This window comes from Hyphomonas sp. (assembly GCF_046313735.1).
GTDB lineage: Bacteria > Pseudomonadota > Alphaproteobacteria > Caulobacterales > Hyphomonadaceae > Hyphomonas.
Genome location: NZ_JBKBXW010000014.1, coordinates 63,655 through 81,044, shown reverse-complemented (window position 1 = coordinate 81,044; position 17,390 = coordinate 63,655). Strand labels below are relative to the sequence as shown.

Genomic DNA, 17,390 nt, shown 5'->3' with positions numbered 1-17,390 from the left:
TGGCGCCGCAATGCCGCCCCCGCGTCAGCCGCCCGCAAAACGTGACTTGGCCCGAGACAGGCGCCGGCCGAGATGATCCATGAAGGCCCGCACGCGGGGGTTCTGGCGCAGGTCTGAATGGGTCAGCAGCCAGAGGCCGGTGGCCAGCGGCGACTCCATCAGATGGTCGAGGGGCACCAGGTCTGGCAGGCGCGCCGCATAGGCTTTCGGCAGAAGCGCGGCGCCCCTGCCAAGGCGGCAGGCTTCGGCAATCGCAATAAAGCTGTCCGCGCGAAGGACACGCCGGTCCTTGGGAACGAAAGCCTCGTTCCAGCGGCCGGGCGGGGAGTTCGTCATGCTGTCACTGACGGTAAGCCAGGCGTGCTGGTCGCGCCGCTTGCCGGTATGGGAGGCGAGATAGGCTGGGCTCGCATAAACGCCGAAGGCAAGGTCGCAGACCCTTCGGCCGACAAAATTGTCTGGCGGGGAGTCTGACGGACGGATGGCCACATCGGCCTCCATCTTTTCCAGCTGGAGCTTTCGCGTCGTCACGAGGAGATCGATTCGCAGCGCCGGATGGCGGGACTGGAAGGCGTCGATAATCTCGCTGATGCCGGAGAGGTAGAGAGAGTCGGTGGTTGTGACGGTGATGTTTCCGGTCAGGGCCTGGGTATCCTGGCCAGCCGGGAGCGCCCCGCCGCCGAGCGCGGCTTCCAGCGTGCGGGCGGCTGTCAGGATGGGTTCGGCCTCGGGCAGGGCATGATGCTGCGCGCCGCTACGCAGGAACAAGGGATAGCCGAGGCTGGCCTCGAGCGCCCTTATGCGCCGTTTCACGGTTGTCTTGTCGACACCGAGCAGGACGCTGGCCTCAGCCACCGTGCCGCTGCGGGCGAGTACCGCGACGAAGCGGTAATCGTCCCAGTTCTGGACGTGCATTTTTGCCCCACCCCTGTGCAAATCTGCCTTTGCCGTTTCATTGACACACACCGGTTTGGTTAATTCAATAGCTTTCAGGATCATGGATCTCTCCCGCCGGGCAGCAGGAAAAGCGCGCTGGCGGTCCAAAAAATGGATCCAGGCTCATTGGCCCGGGTCAAACCTCATCAGCGGCCACGTGCATGTCCCCACCCGGCTCGTGCCGCTCGAGAAAGGCGCCTGAAGGGCCGAATGTCCCCCAGGCGCTCCGGGCGCCTTTCTCCCACCCCCCCTTTTCATTGACGCGATGACACGCTTGCGGGCGGCGTGTCGCTTGGCCAAGGATGCCGGCTAGCTTCCAGAAACGTCAGGAGAGGTCCGCCATGAAAACCCGCATCACCGAAATGCTCGGCATCCAGCATCCGATCGTGCAGGGGGGCATGCACTTTGTCGGCTTCGCTGAGATGGCTGCAGCTGTTTCGAATGCCGGCGGGCTTGGCATCATTACAGCGCTCACCCAGCGTTCGCCGGCGGACCTCGCGAATGAAATCGCGCGCTGCCGCGACATGACCGACAAGCCGATCGGGGTGAACCTGACCTTCCTGCCTTCGGTGAACCAGCCGGATTATCCGGGCTATATCAAGGCGATCATCGAAGGCGGCGTGAAAGTGGTCGAGACCGCCGGCAACAATCCAGTGCAGGTAATGCCCGTGCTGAAGGACAATGGCATCAAGGTGATCCACAAATGCACGGCTGTCCGACATGCGCTGAAGGCGCAGAAGATCGGGTGCGATGCGGTCTCGGTCGACGGGTTCGAATGCGGCGGGCATCCGGGCGAGGATGATGTGCCGAACTTCATCCTCTTGCCGCGCGCCGCAGATGAGCTGGAAATCCCGTTCATCGCGTCGGGCGGCATGGCCGATGGCCGGTCGCTGGTGGCGGCGATGGCGCTGGGCGCAGAAGGCATGAATATGGGCACGCGCTTCATCGCCACGAAAGAGGCGCCGGTGCATGAGAACGTCAAGCAGGCGCTGCTGGCAGCCTCCGAGCTTGATACCCGCCTCGTCATGCGCCCCCTGCGCAACACCGAGCGCGTGCTGACCAATCCGGCGGTCGAGCGCCTTCTGGAGAAGGAAAAAGCCCTTGGCGCGAACATCAAGTTCGAGGACATCATCGAGGAAGTCGCCGGCGTCTATCCGCGCATCATGAAGGATGGCGACATGGATGCAGGCGCCTGGTCGTGCGGCATGGTGGCGGGGCTGATCTATGACATCCCGACCTGCAAGGAACTGATCGACCGGATCATGAGCGACGCCGAGGCGATCATCACGAAGCGGCTGGCCGGGTTCCTCTAGGCAGCGCCCTGCGCGTGGCAGGACGCGCGCGTTAACCCTGCCTCTGGCGGCCTGTGGAATTCCCCGGCGGAGACGTATCCGCTCGCCGCTGGGGTGTAGACAAGGCGTATTCGTTCCGAATATGTTCTGGCGGCGCTTCGGAAAGGGCCGTCATGTCTCCTGTGATCACCATTGGTTCTGCCGGATTGGACATGGTGCATGTCCTGTTGCTGCTGATTGCGGTGGTCCTTGCGGCTTTCGTGTGGACCACCCGGCAACGCACCGCCCTTGAACGCGCGGAGCTGGACAGGCTGCGCCAGCGCGAGCAGACGCTGGAAGCGGTCGCCCGCGATGCGGAGCTCAAACTCGCCGCCTCCGAGGCGCGCAGCGCCGAGGACGAGCGCAAGTTCGCCCAGATGGCGCAAGGCGTGCTGGCGCAGGCGAATGAACAGTTCCTGCAACTCGCCAATGAGACATTCACCCGCCACAAGGAGGGCACGCAGAGCCAGATCAGCGAGCTCGTCAAACCGATCGGCCTCAGCCTGGAAGAATTCGCCAAACGTGTCGGCGAACTCGAGAAGGTGAGGGTGGAGGACAAATCGGCCCTGCAGACGCAGGTTCTGGCCATCGGCGAAAGCCTTCAGAGGAATACGCAGGAGACCAACAAGCTGGTTACCGCCCTGTCAGCGCCAAAGGGCGGCGGGCGCTGGGGCGAGATGACGCTGCGCAATGTGATGGAACAGGCCGGATTGTCAGAACATTGCGACTTTTCCGAGCAGGTCCATGATCAGACCGCAGCCGGCCGCCAGCGCCCCGATGCGGTCATCCGCCTGCCGGGCGACCGGCAGATTGTGGTCGATTCGAAAGTGTCGCTGGATGCCTATCTGGCGGCCCATGCCGCAGCAGATCCCGCCCAGATCGAGGCGCACCTGAAGGCGCATGCGTCCAGCGTCCAGCGGCATGTCCAGACGCTGTCCTCGAAAGACTACCAGTCCAATCTCGGCAACCGGTTCGACTATGTGGTGATGTTTATTCCCGGGGAGAATTTCTTCGCCGAGGCCCTGAAACATGCGCCGGACCTGATCGAGAAAGCCATGAACAGATCGGTGATTGTCACGACACCGACGACCCTGATCGCGCTTGCCCGGACGGTTGCTCACCTCTGGCGCCAGCACCATCAGAACGAAAATGCCAAGGCAGCCGCCGAGGAGGCGATGACCCTCTACACGCGCATCGGCAAGGTGCTGGAACACATGGACAAGCTGGGTAAGCAGCTGAACGGTTCGGTCGATGCCTATAACAAGATGGTCGGCTCTGTCGAAACCCGGGTCCTGCCCAGCCTGCGGAAAATGGAGAGCCTCAAGATCACGTCGGAAGATGCCGCCCCGGACGACCCGCAGCGGCTGGACAAACGCGCGAGCGAGGTGCGCCGCGCCCCGGAACTCGGCTATACCGGACCCGGCGATGTGGCGGCCGAGTGAACGGACATTGACGCGGGCGGAAGGGGTGCATATCTGGCGAAGATGGCCATACGCGAAATCCTTACCGTTCCTGATCCGCACCTGAAGCAGGTGTCCAAGCCCGTCGAGGGCGGGGTGACCGACGAAATCCGCGCGCTGATGGATGACATGCTCGAAACGATGTATGACGCGCCGGGCATTGGCCTGGCTGCGATCCAGATCGGTGTGCCGCTGCGGGTGATCGTGATGGATCTGGCGCGCGAGGATGAAGAGCCCCAGCCGCGCTATTTCGTGAATCCCGAAATTCTCGAAACGGTTGAGGAAACAAAGCCTTACGAAGAGGGCTGTCTCTCTGTGCCGGAGATCTTCGATGCCATCGAGCGCCCGGCGCGCTGCCGCATCCGGTATCTCGATTATAACGGCAACCCGGTCGAGGAATGGGCCGAGGACCTCTATGCGGTCTGTATCCAGCATGAGATGGACCATCTGGAAGGCACGCTGTTTATCGATTACCTCTCTCGCCTGAAGCGCGAGCGGGCGATCGACAAGGTCCGCAAGGCGAAAATCCGCGCGATCCGCGAAGACGCGAACTGACCTCCGTTATTCTGCGTCCCGCCGGGCTGCGGGCCTGCTTGTCAGGCTGCCCCGAATGATGTTCCGGTGCGCCCGGACCGGATGGAGCCTTACCTGATGCCTCTCCGCATTGCGTTCATGGGAAGCCCCGGCATTGCGCTTGGCGCGCTGGAGGCGCTGATTGCGGCGGGCCATGAGATTGCCTGCGTCTATTCACAGCCTCCGCGTCCGGCGGGGCGGGGCCAGAAGCTGACGCCGACGCCCGTGCACGCCTTCGCCGAGGCGCGGGGGCTGGAGGTGCGCACGCCGAAATCGCTGAAGGGCGCAGACGCGCAGGAGGCGTTTGCGGCGCTGAACCTCGATGCTGCCGTGGTCGTTGCCTATGGGCTTATCCTGCCGCAGGCCGTGCTGGATGCACCGCGCATGGGCTGTCTCAACATGCACGCCTCGATCCTGCCGCGCTGGCGGGGCGCCGCGCCGATCCAGCGGGCGATCATGGCGGGCGATACCGAAACCGGCATCGACGCCATGATGATGGAAGCCGGCCTCGATACCGGCCCGGTGATTGCATCCGTCCGTACACCTATCACACCGGCAGATACGGCTGGCAGCCTGCATGACCGGCTCGCGGCGCTGGCTGCAGAGCTTGCCCCGCGCGCGCTGGCGGGGCTTGCCGATGGCAGCCTTGTGCCTCATCCGCAGGCGGAGGAGGGCGTGACTTATGCCCACAAGATCACCGCCGCTGACCTGCGCATCGACTGGACCCGCCCGGCGGCGGAAATTGATTGCCAGATACGGGGGCTTTCCCCGGCGCCAGGAGCGTGGTGCGAGGCCGATCTGGGGCAGGGGCCTGTGCGGCTGAAGATCCTGTTCAGTGAGCTGACGGACCTTTGGAATCCGGCAGCGCCGCCCGGAGCGCTGATTGATGACCGGCTGGCCGTCGCCTGCGGCGATGGCCGGGCCGTGCGCCTCCTGAAACTCCAGAAGCCGGGCGGCAAGCCGCTGGAGGCGCGGGAGTTTTTGGCAGGGTCGCCGCTGGCGGCTGGCGGGCTGTTGTCCTAAGGATTCAAGTCGGCTTCCGGCTCAATGACCTATCTCAAGGCACCTTCCGGCTGAAAGGCCAATTCAATGCAGCTCTCATCCATTGAAATCCTCGGCCTGGTGGCCGGGCTGTTTGGCACGTTTGCCTCCGCCCCGCAGGCGATCAAGATCCTCCGCACAAGGCAGGCGCGGGACGTTTCCCTCTCCATGTTCCTGATGGCGCTGACCGGGGCGGTGCTCTGGGGCATTTATGGCTGGCTGCAGGGCGCCTTCAGCATCGTGTTCTGGAACGCGGTGGCGCTGGTCAATTTCTCAGTGATCATCTGGCTGAAGCTCAGGCATTCACGCGAGACCGGTTGACCCCGGCCTCCGGCTTTGGCAGCGGGCAGGGATGCCGCGTTACAAGCTCCTGATCGAATATCATGGCGGACCCTATCAGGGTTGGATGAGACTGCCGGGCAAGCAGACGGTCCAGGCGGCGCTGGAAGAGGCGGCCGCAAAGCTCGATGGCGGGCCGGTGGAGGTCTTCGGCGCGGGGCGCACCGATGCCGGCGTTCACGCGACTGGGCAGGTCGCGCATATGGATTTGCGCCAGGACCGGCCGGACAAGGTCGCCGATGCGATGAATTTCCACCTGCGCCCGCACCCGATTGCCGTGCTGAAAGCGGAGCGGGTGGATGAGGATTTCCACGCCCGTTTCTCTGCAACTGGCCGGCATTATCGCTATGTGGTGATCAACCGCCGGGCTGATCTTGCACTGGACCGCGGCCTTGCCTGGCGGGTGCCCTCGAAGCTCGATGCCGAGGCGATGCATGAAGCGGCGCAGGCGCTTGTCGGGACGCATGATTTCTCCACCTTCCGCGACGCTGAATGCCAGGCGCTGAGTCCGGTCAAGACGCTGTGGCGGTTTGATGTGGCGCGCTATGGCGAGCGGATCGAGTTCACATGCTCCGCGCCGAGTTTCATCCACCGGCAAGTACGCTCGATGGTCGGCAGCCTCGTCGAGGTTGGCCGCGGTCGTAATCCTGTCGGCTGGATGCGCGAGATACTCGAGGCGGCAGACCGCGCGCGCTGCGGCCCGGTCGCGCCAGCCGACGGGCTGTATCTGGAGCGCGTTGATTATGGCGCGCCGCCCGGCTGACCCGAAGGCAGGCTTTGTGGCCGGGCGCTTCCGGGGTTAGCCTCCCTCCCAAAGACAATATGGGAGGAAGCGACAATGGCCATCGATTTCACGATTCCGGAAGAGGCGCAGGAAGTGCGTGCGCGGGTGCGCCGCTGGGTGCAGGAAGAATGTATCCCGGCGGAGAAGGAGATGGCCGCCGGCAAGCCTTTCAAGGAGGTGCTAGCCAAGCTGCGCCAGAAGGCGCGGGCGGAGGGGCTTTGGCTGCCGTTCATCCCGAAGGAGCATGGCGGGATGGGGCTTGGTCCGCTGGCGAATGCGCTGGTGCAGATGGAGCTTGGTCAGAGCCATCTTGGCGCGCTCTCGATGAATTCTCAGGGGCCGGATGATGCGACGATGCTGACGCTGCTGGCGCATGGCACGGACTACCAGAAGGAAAAATTCCTGAAGCCGATCCTGAATGGGGAAAAGCGTGTCTGCTATTCCATGACGGAGAAGGCTGCCGGCGCGGATGCGACCGGGATGCGCACCTCCGCCGTGAAGGACGGCAAGGGCAATTATGTCCTGAATGGCGAGAAATGGTTCTCCTCTGCGGCGACGGCGGCGGATATCGCGGTCGTCATGGCCCGGACGAATCCGGAGGCGCCGCGCCATCAGCAATTCTCCACCTTCATCGTCGAGCTGCCGAACCCCGGCTACCAGATCCTGCGCGACATCCCCACAATGGCCGTACACGGAAAGCATTATGCCGAGATGGGCGGCGGCCATGCCGAGGTGAAGATCGACAACCTTATCGTGCCTGAGGCCAATCTTCTGGGTGGGGAAGGGATGGGCTTTGCGATGGGCCAGCACCGGCTCGCCTATGGGCGCCTGCGCCACGGGATGCACAATGTGGCGATGGCCCAGCGCGCGCTTGATCTGGCGACGGAGCAAGTCACCAGCCGCTCAACCTTCGGGAAGGGGCTTGAGGACCGGCAGGGCGTCCAGTTCATGCTGGCCGAGTGCGCGAGCCAGCTCTACATCGCCCGGCTGATGCTGATGCACATTGCCTACAAGGCGGAGAATGGCCTCGACATCCGGCAGGAGAACGGCATCGCCAAGGTGTTCCTCGCCAATATGGTGCACAAGGTGGTCGACACCGCCATCCAGCTGCATGGCGCGCTCGGCTATTCGCTCGATACGCCGCTGGCGGCCTGGTACACCCATATCCGCTCGCAGCGTCTCGTGGACGGGCCGGACGAGGTGCACAAATGGATCACGGGCAAGAATGTCATCCGCGCCTTCAAGAAGGATGGCACGACGGCCGCCGCCGCCGGGGGCGACCTGTTGTGATCAAGCTCACCTTCTGCCTCCGGCGTCTGCCGCATCTGAGCCGGGAGGAATTCCAGCGCTACTGGCGCGAGGTGCACGCCCCGCTGGTCGCGGCGCGGGCAGGGGTGCTGGGGATTGCGCGCTATGAGCAGGTCCATGCCGGCTTTGATGAGCTGAGTGCCGGCATCCGGGCCTCGCGCGGCGGGCCGGAGCCCTATGACGGCATTGCCGAGATCTGTTTCGAGAGCGAGGAGGCCATGCGCGCGGCAGGCGCAAAGCCCGGCGCGGCCGAGGCGGCGCAGGAGCTGCTGGAGGATGAGAAGCGCTTCATAGACCTCGCAAATTCCCCGCTCTGGTTCAACCGGGTGCATCCTTTTGTGGGATGATTGCGGGCCGTAGCCGGGGCAGGGAAAGCTGCTATGTTGCGCCCCGCATGACCTCTAAGACGAGCCACCCCACCGCCCTGACCCATCCCGGCCGCACGCCCCTCGCGCGGCGGCCCGGCAAATGGCGTATCGCCGACATTATCGACGGGCGCGCCCTGCGCGTGAAGCTCACCGCAGCGGCGCTCGACAATATCACGAGCCCGGCAGATGCCCGCAAGCAGGCCCTGAACCATCTGCACGGGGCGATGTTCCGTGGGCGCCTGATCGCGCAGGAGCGCCTGCAGCAGGGGGCGGACGGGCTGGATACGGCGCGCCTGCTCGCGGCGGTGCAGGATGAGGTGATCCACGCGCTCTATGATTTCACGGTGACGCATGTGCACCGCGCCTCCAACCCCACCGAGGCCGAACGGATCGCCATTCTGGCAACCGGCGGATATGGGCGGGGCGTGATGGCGCCGTCCTCGGATACGGACCTCCTGTTCCTGCGGGCCTACAAGGCCAGTCCGCATACGGAGAGCGTGATCGAATACATGCTCTATGCCCTATGGGACATGGGGCTGAAGGTGGGCAATGCCTTCCGTACACCGATGGACTGTATCAAGCTGGCGGCGGAGGATGTGACGATCAAGACCAGCCTCCTGGACGCCCGCTTCATCTGCGGCGACAGGGCGCTGGCGGATGACATGATGGCTCTGTTCCAGCGCGAGGCCGTGAAGGGCCGCGATGCGCAGTTCATCGCTGACAAGCTGGCCGAGCGCGATGCGCGCCATGGCCGCGTTGGAGACGCGCGCTATGTAGTCGAGCCGAACCTGAAGGAGGGCAAGGGCGGACTTCGCGACCTGCAGACGCTCTACTGGATCGCCAAGCATATGTATGGCGGCGGCACTCTGGAACAGGTGATGAAGGCTGGTCCGTTCACGGATCATGAGTACGCTGTGTTCATCCGCGCGGCGCGGTTCCTGTGGACCGTGCGCTGCCACATCCATTTCGTCACGGGCCGCGCCGAAGACCGGCTGAGCTTTGACCTGCAGCCCGAGATTGCTGCCCGGATGGGCTACCGCGACCGCACCGGCCAGCAGGGCGTCGAGCGGTTCATGAAGCGCTATTTCCTGATCGCCAAGGATGTCGGAGGGTTGACGCGCATCCTCGCGGCAAAGCTGGAAGCCGAGCACAAGAAAAAGCCTGAAGGCCTGCGCCGCTTCCTGCCCGCGCGTGCACCGCAGCCGCTGGCGGAGCCCGGATTCATGATTGACACCGGCCGAATAAACATCACGGGCGAAGACGTGATGGCGGCCGACCCGCTGAACATGATCCGCCTGTTCACTGTCGCGCGGCGGGAAGGCAAGGACATCCATCCGGCGGCCCTGACGGCCTTGACGCGCAACCTCCGTAGCCTGAATGAAAGCGTTCGGGAAACGCCGCCGGCGCAAGCGCTGATCCTCGACACGATCCTCGGCGGCAACGACCCCGGCCAGGTCCTGCGCCGGATGAATGAAGCCGGCGTGCTGGGCCGCGCGATCCCGGAGTTTGGCGCCATCGTCGCGCAGACCCAATTCAACATGTATCATCATTACACGGTCGATGAACATACGCTGCGCGCGGTCGAGTCGATCGCGGACCTCGAGCACAACCGCCGCTCCATTTCGCCGCTTGCAACCGAACTGTTCAGCCAGATCGAGAACCGCCGCGCGCTGTACCTCGCGATGCTCCTGCACGATACCGGCAAGGGCAAAGGCGACCAGCAGGAAGCGGGAATGCGCACCGCGCGCCGTGCGTGCGAACGCCTCGGCCTGCCGGAGGAGGAGACGGACCTGGTCGTCTGGCTCGTCGGCCATCACCTCGAGATGAGCGAGACCGCGCAGAAGCGGGATGTCAGCGATCCGCGCACGGTGGTCACCTTCGCCCGCCTCGTCGGCTCGCTGGAACGGCTCCGGCTGCTCTATATCCTGACCGTGGCGGACATTTCTGCGGTCGGGCCCTCGGTCTGGAACGCCTGGAAAGGTCAGCTGCTGGCTGACCTTTACCACAATACCGCCGCCGCCCTGCGCGGCGGGCGGACCGATGAGGCCGCGATCCATGCCGAGCTTGAGCGCCGGGCCGAGAGGCGCCGCGAAATGCTGATCGAGCGGCTGGGCTCTGTTCCCTCACTGCTCCTGGAGCTCGAGACGGCTTATTGGACCGGGTTTGATCCGGACGACATTGCCTGGCACGCGGGAACGCTCGCGAAGGGCGGGGATGTGGTCACAACGCGCCTTGTCCCGGAAAGCGGCGCGGTGGCGCTATTCGTTTCCGGCAAGGATCGCAGCGGGCTGTTTGCAGACCTTGCCGGAACGCTCGCACGCATGGGCGCGAACATCGTCGCGGCGCAGGTGTTCACCTCGCGCGGCGGGCGCATCGTCGACGTGTTCATGCTGCAGGACCATCGCGGCCTGCCCTATGGCGAGGGCGACGGGCCGAGGCTGGCAAGGTTGGAACAGGCGATCGTCAAGGCGCTCGGCGGCGAGGTGCCGACCGGAACGGTGAAGTCGCGCGCCGGGCGGCGGGAAGCGGCTTTCCTTGTCCAGCCCTCGGTGCAGATCCATGATGATCTATCAGCCGAATATACGGTGATCGATGTTGCCGCCCGCGACCGGCCGGGCCTTCTGCATGAGGTGGCCGAGGTGCTGACCGACATGAAGCTGTCGATCCATTCGGCGCATGTCGGCTCCTATGGCGAGCGGGTGTTCGACGCCTTTTATGTCGAGCCGGAGCCCGGCGCGCCGGCGCTGACCAAGGCCCGCAAAGAAACACTGCGCGAGCGTCTTCTCGCCGTACTTTCGCGCGAGGAACCAGACGGGCCCGAAACCCCCGCGCGCAAGCTGCGCCGGTCGCGGGCCGTGGACAGTTTCTGAGAATTCCGCCAAGCGGGAGAGCCATGAGTATCGCCCGCAACACCGCCGTCCAAGCCTCGCTCACAATGGCGAGCCGCATCCTTGGCCTGATCCGGGATGTGATCCTCGCCGCCAAGATCGGCACGGGGCCCGTGGGCGATGCCTGGGCTACCGCGCAGCAATTCCCGAACCTGTTCCGGCGCATCTTCGCCGAAGGGGCGTTCGCCTCGGCCTTTGTGCCGGCCTATGCCCGCACGCTGGAGGCGGACGGGCCGGAGGCGGCGCAGAAAGTGGCGCAAGAAGCGCTGCGGGTGCTGTTTGCACTGACGGCGGCGCTCACGATCCTTGCGCAGCTGTTCATGCCCTGGGTGCTGCTGATCATCCATGGCGGGCAGGCGGATGACCCGGAACATTACGGCCTCGCCGTGATGCTGACGCGCATCACGATGCCTTACCTGACCTTCATGGCGATCAGCGCGCTGCTCTCCGGCGTGCTCAATTCGGCGGAGCGGTTCATCCTGTCGGCGGGCGCGCCGACCGTGCTCAATTTCTGCCTGATCCCGGCGGGCCTTCTGGGCACGACGCCGGTGGTGACGACCCAGTATGCGGCAATTGCCTTCTGCCTCGCGGGGGTATTGCAGGCGGCGCTGCTCTGGTGGGGCGTCTCGCGCCAGAAAGTGCGCCTCAGCCTGATCGGCTGGCCGCGCCTGACCCCGGCGGTGAAGAAGGTGCTGATGCTCGCCGTGCCGGGCACGATTGCGGCCTCCGGCACCCAGATCAACATCATCGTCAGCCAGTCGCTCGCCAGTTTCGAGGTCAGCGCCAAGAGCTGGCTCTATGCCGCTGACCGGCTCTACCAGCTGCCGCTGGGCCTCGTCGGCGTTGCGGTGGGTGTCGCCATCCTGCCGCGCCTCAGCCGCGCGGCGCGGGCAGGGGACGGCGAGGGCGGCCGGCGCACAATGGATGAAGGCCTCGGCCTTGCCATGGCGCTGACCCTGCCGGCCGCGGCTGCGCTGATGATTGCACCGGTGTTCCTGATCGATGCCTTCTTCGCGCGCGGGGAGTTCACGGCGGCGGATGCACAGGCTGCCGGCGCGGCGCTGTTCCACTTCGCCTGGGGTGTGCCCGCCTTCGTGCTGATAAAGGTGCTCGCTCCGCCCTTCTTTGCGCGGGAGGATACGCAGACGCCGATGCGCTTTGCGCTCGTCTCGGTGGTGATCAACACGCTGCTGGGCGCCGGGTTGTTCCTGTGGCTGAAACAGTCCGGCGGGCTCGGCTTTACCGGCCTTGCGATGGCGACCAGCGCGGCCTCCTGGGTCAATGCCGGACTGCTGGCGCTGACGCTGGCCCAGCGCGGCTGGTACAGGCCGGGGCCTGCGGCGGTTTCCGGCCTGGTCCGGGCGGGGCTTGCCACGCTGATCCTGTCGGCGGCGATCTGGCTGATGCTGTGGCAGCTGCCGGCAATCCAGGGCGCGCTTTACGGCTCCAAGGCGCTCGCGGCGGCGGCGATCATCTTCTCGGGCGGCTTCATTTATACCGGCGCGGCCTTCCTGACCGGGGCTGTTCGGGTGCGGGACATCCGTCAGGCTTTGCGCCGCTGAGCAAACGCGCTAAACGCCCGACCCATGACTGATACGACCCCCACCTATTCCGGGCCGATGCGCGTGTTTTCCGGCGTCCAGCCGACCGGGAACCTGCATCTCGGCAATTATCTCGGCGCGCTGAAGAAGTTCGCAGACCTGCAGAAGGCCGGGCATGACTGCCTGTTCTGCGTCGTCGACCTGCACGCCATCACCCTGCCGGTGGAAAAGGGCGCGCTCGTCTCGCAGACCCGCCAGATTGCCGCCGCCTTCATGGCCGCAGGCGTGGACCCGGCAAAGTCGGTGATCTTTCCGCAATCTGCAGTGCTGGCACATGCGGAGCTTGCCTGGATCTTCAACTGCGTCGCGCGGATGGGCTGGGTCGAGCGGATGACCCAGTTCAAGGACAAGGCCGGCAAGGATGCCGAGCGGGCCTCTGTGGGCCTCTTCACCTATCCGGTGCTGCAAGCGGCTGACATACTCGCCTACAAGGCGACCCATGTGCCAGTCGGCGAGGACCAGAAGCAGCATCTGGAACTCAGCCGCGACATCGCCGAGCGGTTCAACCGCGAATATGGCGCGCCGGGTTTCTTCCCGCTGCCCGAGCCGATGATCCAGGGCCCGGGTGCCCGGATCATGAGCCTCAAGGACGGCACGAAGAAGATGTCGAAGTCCGATCCCTCGGACCTCAGCCGCATCAACCTGATCGACGATGCCGATGCCATCGCCAACAAGATCAAGCGCGCCAAGACCGACGCCGAGCCTATTCCGGGCACGGTCGAGGGCCTCGAAGGGCGCCCGGAAGTGGCCAATCTCGTGGGCATTTACGCCGCCCTGTCAGGACAGACGGCCACCTCGGTGCTCGCCGAGTTCGAGGGCAAGGGCTTCGGCGCGTTCAAGCCGGCGCTCGCGGAGGTGACGGTCGCCCATCTCGCCCCGATCACGGCCCGCTACCGGGAGCTGCTGGCCGATCCGGAGGGTATCGACCGGGTGCTGGCAGACGGCGCAGAGCGGGCCCGCGCGGTGTCTGAACCGGTCATGCAGGATGTGCGCCGCACAGTCGGGTTCTGGGGCGCCTGATTTCCGCCATCATCAACTTGCATCCTACAATGGTCGTGCCAGAATCGCTGCGACGGGCATACAGATTGCATGGTTCTTTCGCGGTGGTCGGAATTGCTGAAATTTCATGCATTCTGCGCCTGTTAATAAGGGGATGCGCAGCCCATACTGCGCATGAATTCATCGGGGCCACCTGACCTACGAAAGCGGCACAGCGGGATGACGGCAGCAGCGGCAGCAAAGCTACCGAAGGCGTATGAAGAAAAAGAGGCTCCGCGCGCGCCGGAGACTCCGCCTCATTTCATTGCGCTGGAGTATGCCGAGCCCAGTCCGATCATGGTCGGCTTCCAGAAAGTCTGGCGCGGCTTCAAACGTTTCGTGATTGTTGCCGCCATTGTAGGAGCCATCGTCGGCTATCCCGCCGCCATCGTGCTGTCGAGCACGATTGATGATCGCACCATTGTGATTCCGCCCGAAGAGAACTGGGCCGTTCCGAGCATTGCGATTGCCGTGCACAAGATTGCCCGGGAGCTGGAAGGTCCCGGCTGGGCGTCGAACCGCCCGGCCTGGCATCCGCAGGCCCGCCTGACCGCCCTGCCAGCCTGGCAGGCCGGAACCGCCGAAGCGCTTTCGCAGCATGTAGACCTCATCTCGCGCATCGCCCTGACCGATGGCGCGCCGGACGCCGACCTCGCGATTGCATCGCGGCTGCTGGTCGAGGTAGATGATGAGAAGATGCGCCCGCGGCTGACCGCAGCGGCTCAGGCGCTCAACCGGTTTGACACGCGCGCCTCGCGCGGGCTCGCCATGCGGCCGATGCCGGAAGAAATCCTGCCGGCAGAACTCGCCCTGTTCGCCGACTGGGCAGCCGAGGATCGTGCCGCCCTGTCAGACCTGATCAATGCCGAACAGGCCGGCTGGCCGGCGAGCCAGGCGGATATCGCCGCAGTCTACCGCGCAAAATCCCGAGCGCACATTGCGCATGAGATGTTCACCGCCTCCAAGGCGAAGTCCTATCAACTGGGCGAGACACGCCTTGCCGTCGCTGCCCAGCGCACGCAGGCTGCCTGGGCCCGGGCCGCCGTGATGAAGCCGCTTCTGGTCTCCAACCAGTCGGACGCGGCGACCTTGACGCCGAACCACCTTGCCACGATGGCGTTCTTCCTGCTCGAGGCAGAAGAGGCCTCCCGCCACCTTGCGGCCCTGATGACGCCGGTGGAGCCGGAAGCGGGCACGACGGATACGGCGGCGCTTGAGACGTCCGGCGCTGAGGACACCGCCCGGCCTTGAACTGGCCGCCGGGGCGGTCCATGTCTGGTCCGAGACCAGTGGAAGGCCCGGCATGTTCATCCAGACTGAAGCGACCCCCAATCCCGATACGGTGAAGTTCCTGCCCGGCCCGCCGGTGGCCGGCGCGCTGGGGTCGTTCGATTATCCCGATGCCGCCAGCGCCCGCCAGAGCCTGCTCGCCCGCGCCCTGTTCCAGGTGGAGGGCGTGGACCGCGTCTTCCTCGGCAGTGATTTCGTCAGCGTAAGCAAGGACCCCTCGCGGGACTGGCGGCAGATGAAACCCCTCGTCCTCGCGGCGATCATGGACCATTACATGGCCGGGCTTCCGGTCGTCGAGGCAGAGGCCGGGGCCGATGCGGGCGAGGCGGAATATGAGGGGGAGACCGCAGAGATCGTCAACGAGATCAAGGAATTGATCGAAACGCGCGTGCGCCCCGCCGTTGCCCAGGATGGCGGCGATATCACCTTCCAGCGCTTTGATGCCGATACCGGCATCGTGCACCTGTCCCTGCGCGGCGCCTGCGCCGGGTGCCCGTCCTCGACCATGACGCTGAAGCAGGGCATCGAGAATATGCTGCGCACCTATGTGCCGGAAGTGACGGCCGTCGAAGCCGCGCTCTGACCGGTCCGGCCGTCCCGCGCCACGCCCAGAATTTCCCCACTCTTCAGAAGGATAGAATATGACCCATCCGGTGAACGACCTTGCCCTCGATGTCATCTTCCGGGATGCGCGCAGCCAGAACGGGTATCTGGACAAGTCCGTTCCCGAAGTGCTGATCCGGGCGGTCCATGACCTCGCCAAGATGGGGCCGACCAGCGCGAACTGCTCGCCGGCGCGCTTTGTGTTCGTCACGACGCCGGAGGGCAAGGAGCGCCTCCTGCCCTTCATGAGCGAGGGCAATCGCGAGAAAACGAGAACTGCGCCGTGGACGGTTATCATGGCGTATGACCTGCGCTTTGCGGAGAAGGTGCCGAAACTCTTCCCGCACAATCCCGGCGCGAAAGACTGGTTTGCAAACAATGCTGAAGAGACGGCGATCCGCAATGGCACGCTGCAGGCGGCCTATCTGATGATCGCCGCCCGCGCCCTCGGGCTCGATTGCGGGCCGATGAGCGGGTTCGACATGGCGGGCGTGAACCGCGAGTATTTCGAGAGCCAGGAAGGCGAAATGCAGCACTGGCGGGCGAATTTCATCTGCACACTGGGGCACGGGGATTCCTCGAAACTCTTCCCCCGCTCGCCGCGCCTCGAATTTGACGAAGCCTGCCGCATCTACTAACCGCCAGCACCATGCTGGTGCTCGCCCTCAATACAGCCTTCACGACGCTCGAAGCGGCCCTCGTGCGCGATGGGGAGCTGCTCGCGGATGCGCGGGAGTCGCTGCCGCGCGGGCAGGAGAAAGTGCTGCCGGGCTTTGCTGAGGCGCTTCTGAAGGCGCAGGGCGCGGAGTTCGGCGATGTCGACCGGTTTGCGGTCGTTACCGGGCCGGGCAGTTTCACGGGGCTGAGGATCGGCGTTGCCTATGCGCGCGGCCTGTCGCTCGTGACGGGCGCGCCGTGTGTGGGGATTACCAGCCTCGAGGCTGCAATCCCGGCAGGCATGGCGGGCACGGCGCTTGGCGCACTGATGGCCCAGCGCAGGCCGCCGGACCAGATCTGGTGGGTGCAGGGCGTCAGCGGCGACATTGGCCTGGCGCCGGTTCAGGAAGCGGGCCTTGAAGCGCTGGCCGCGATGCTCCGGGGGTTCCACGCGCCGGTGTTCATGGACGGCGCCGACGCGCTCGGTGAGCTTGCCGCAAATCTCGACCTGCGCCCGATGCGGCCGAGCGCTGTGACGGCAGCACTGAAAGCGGCCCGGCTCGACCCGGCGAAACATCCGCCCGCGCCGGTCTATGCCCGCGCGCCGGATGCGACGCTGCCTGGGCCAAGGGATGACGCATGAACGAGGCATGGCTGGGGCCGGAGGATGCTGCGGCGGCGGCAGCCCTTCATGCGCGCTGCTTTCCCGATCCGTGGAGCGCGGCGGCTATGCATGGCTCGCTCTCTGCGCAAGGTGCCCGGGCGATTGGGGTCTGGGCGGGCGATGCCCTGATCGCGTTTGCCCTGACGCAGGAGGTGGCAGGCGAAGCAGAACTCCTCACCATCGCTACCGCGCCGGAACGGCGCGGGCAGGGGCTCGCCGCCGGATTGCTGGGCACGCTGATCGGCGAGCATGAGCACAGAGGCACGCGCCGCCTGATGCTCGAAGTGGCCGAGGACAACACGCCCGCGCGGCGGCTCTACGCCCGGTTCGGCTTCACCGAGGATGGCCGCCGGCGGGGATATTATACGGCAGGGCGGGCGGCGCCGGCGGACGCTGTTCTGATGTCATTACTGCTTACACGGCCTCCCATCCGTTAAGAGCAGGCTGAAAGGGTGGCCCCCGGCGGAAGCCAGCCTATACTTCCCCGCAGACAGGCGAGGAGACACGGC

17 protein-coding genes are annotated in these 17,390 nt (G+C 65.3%); 16 read left to right on the top strand and 1 reads right to left on the bottom strand.

The window, feature by feature from the left end:
- Positions 1–24 precede the first annotated feature (24 nt).
- The gene (locus ACK4SV_RS08750) at positions 25–915 is read right to left on the bottom strand and encodes a LysR family transcriptional regulator (RefSeq protein ID WP_409917440.1); all 891 of its coding nucleotides are present in this window, start codon (positions 913–915) and stop codon (positions 25–27) included.
- Between the two features lie 362 nt (positions 916–1,277).
- On the opposite strand from ACK4SV_RS08750, the gene ACK4SV_RS08745 reads away from it, so the two are divergent.
- The 16 genes from ACK4SV_RS08745 (at position 1,278) to rimI (ending at position 17,318) form a co-directional block, all read left to right on the top strand.
- Positions 1,278–2,249, top strand: coding sequence for an NAD(P)H-dependent flavin oxidoreductase (locus ACK4SV_RS08745; RefSeq protein WP_409917439.1), 972 nt, complete (start codon positions 1,278–1,280; stop codon positions 2,247–2,249).
- Positions 2,250–2,401: 152 nt separating this feature from the next.
- Positions 2,402–3,709, top strand: coding sequence for a DNA recombination protein RmuC (locus tag ACK4SV_RS08740; protein WP_409917438.1), 1,308 nt, complete (start codon positions 2,402–2,404; stop codon positions 3,707–3,709).
- A gap of 42 nt (positions 3,710–3,751) precedes the next feature.
- On the top strand, positions 3,752–4,282 hold the full coding sequence (gene def, locus ACK4SV_RS08735; RefSeq protein WP_409917437.1) for a peptide deformylase: 531 nt from the start codon (positions 3,752–3,754) through the stop codon (positions 4,280–4,282).
- Between the two features lie 96 nt (positions 4,283–4,378).
- On the top strand, positions 4,379–5,323 hold the full coding sequence (fmt, locus tag ACK4SV_RS08730; protein WP_409917436.1) for a methionyl-tRNA formyltransferase: 945 nt from the start codon (positions 4,379–4,381) through the stop codon (positions 5,321–5,323).
- A 66-nt stretch (positions 5,324–5,389) separates the two neighbouring features.
- Entirely contained in the window at positions 5,390–5,662 is a 273-nt protein-coding gene (locus ACK4SV_RS08725; RefSeq protein WP_409917435.1) for a SemiSWEET family sugar transporter, read from the top strand.
- 31 nt (positions 5,663–5,693) lie between these two features.
- The gene (gene truA, locus ACK4SV_RS08720) at positions 5,694–6,443 is read left to right on the top strand and encodes a tRNA pseudouridine(38-40) synthase TruA (protein WP_409917434.1); all 750 of its coding nucleotides are present in this window, start codon (positions 5,694–5,696) and stop codon (positions 6,441–6,443) included.
- A gap of 75 nt (positions 6,444–6,518) precedes the next feature.
- Entirely contained in the window at positions 6,519–7,754 is a 1,236-nt protein-coding gene (locus ACK4SV_RS08715) for an acyl-CoA dehydrogenase family protein (RefSeq protein ID WP_409917433.1), read from the top strand.
- The gene (locus ACK4SV_RS08710) at positions 7,751–8,119 is read left to right on the top strand and encodes an EthD domain-containing protein (protein WP_409917432.1); all 369 of its coding nucleotides are present in this window, start codon (positions 7,751–7,753) and stop codon (positions 8,117–8,119) included. Before ACK4SV_RS08715 ends, ACK4SV_RS08710 begins: the two co-directional genes overlap by 4 nt.
- A gap of 47 nt (positions 8,120–8,166) precedes the next feature.
- Positions 8,167–11,010, top strand: coding sequence for a [protein-PII] uridylyltransferase (locus ACK4SV_RS08705; protein ID WP_409917431.1), 2,844 nt, complete (start codon positions 8,167–8,169; stop codon positions 11,008–11,010).
- A gap of 23 nt (positions 11,011–11,033) precedes the next feature.
- The gene (murJ, locus tag ACK4SV_RS08700) at positions 11,034–12,590 is read left to right on the top strand and encodes a murein biosynthesis integral membrane protein MurJ (protein ID WP_409917430.1); all 1,557 of its coding nucleotides are present in this window, start codon (positions 11,034–11,036) and stop codon (positions 12,588–12,590) included.
- A gap of 24 nt (positions 12,591–12,614) precedes the next feature.
- Positions 12,615–13,649: a tryptophan--tRNA ligase gene (trpS, locus tag ACK4SV_RS08695; RefSeq protein WP_409917429.1), complete on the top strand. Its 1,035-nt coding sequence runs from the start codon at positions 12,615–12,617 to the stop codon at positions 13,647–13,649.
- A 198-nt stretch (positions 13,650–13,847) separates the two neighbouring features.
- Positions 13,848–14,918, top strand: a complete 1,071-nt coding sequence (locus ACK4SV_RS08690; protein ID WP_409917428.1) for a hypothetical protein — start codon at positions 13,848–13,850, stop codon at positions 14,916–14,918.
- Between the two features lie 52 nt (positions 14,919–14,970).
- Positions 14,971–15,540, top strand: a complete 570-nt coding sequence (locus ACK4SV_RS08685) for a NifU family protein (RefSeq protein WP_409917427.1) — start codon at positions 14,971–14,973, stop codon at positions 15,538–15,540.
- 58 nt (positions 15,541–15,598) lie between these two features.
- A complete protein-coding gene (locus tag ACK4SV_RS08680) occupies positions 15,599–16,198 on the top strand; it encodes a malonic semialdehyde reductase (RefSeq protein WP_409917426.1) in 600 nt (199 codons plus the stop codon).
- Positions 16,199–16,209: 11 nt separating this feature from the next.
- Positions 16,210–16,860, top strand: coding sequence for a tRNA (adenosine(37)-N6)-threonylcarbamoyltransferase complex dimerization subunit type 1 TsaB (gene tsaB, locus ACK4SV_RS08675; protein ID WP_409917425.1), 651 nt, complete (start codon positions 16,210–16,212; stop codon positions 16,858–16,860).
- Positions 16,857–17,318, top strand: coding sequence for a ribosomal protein S18-alanine N-acetyltransferase (gene rimI, locus ACK4SV_RS08670; RefSeq protein ID WP_409917424.1), 462 nt, complete (start codon positions 16,857–16,859; stop codon positions 17,316–17,318). The genes tsaB and rimI overlap by 4 nt, the downstream gene beginning before the upstream one ends.
- Positions 17,319–17,390 lie beyond the last annotated feature (72 nt).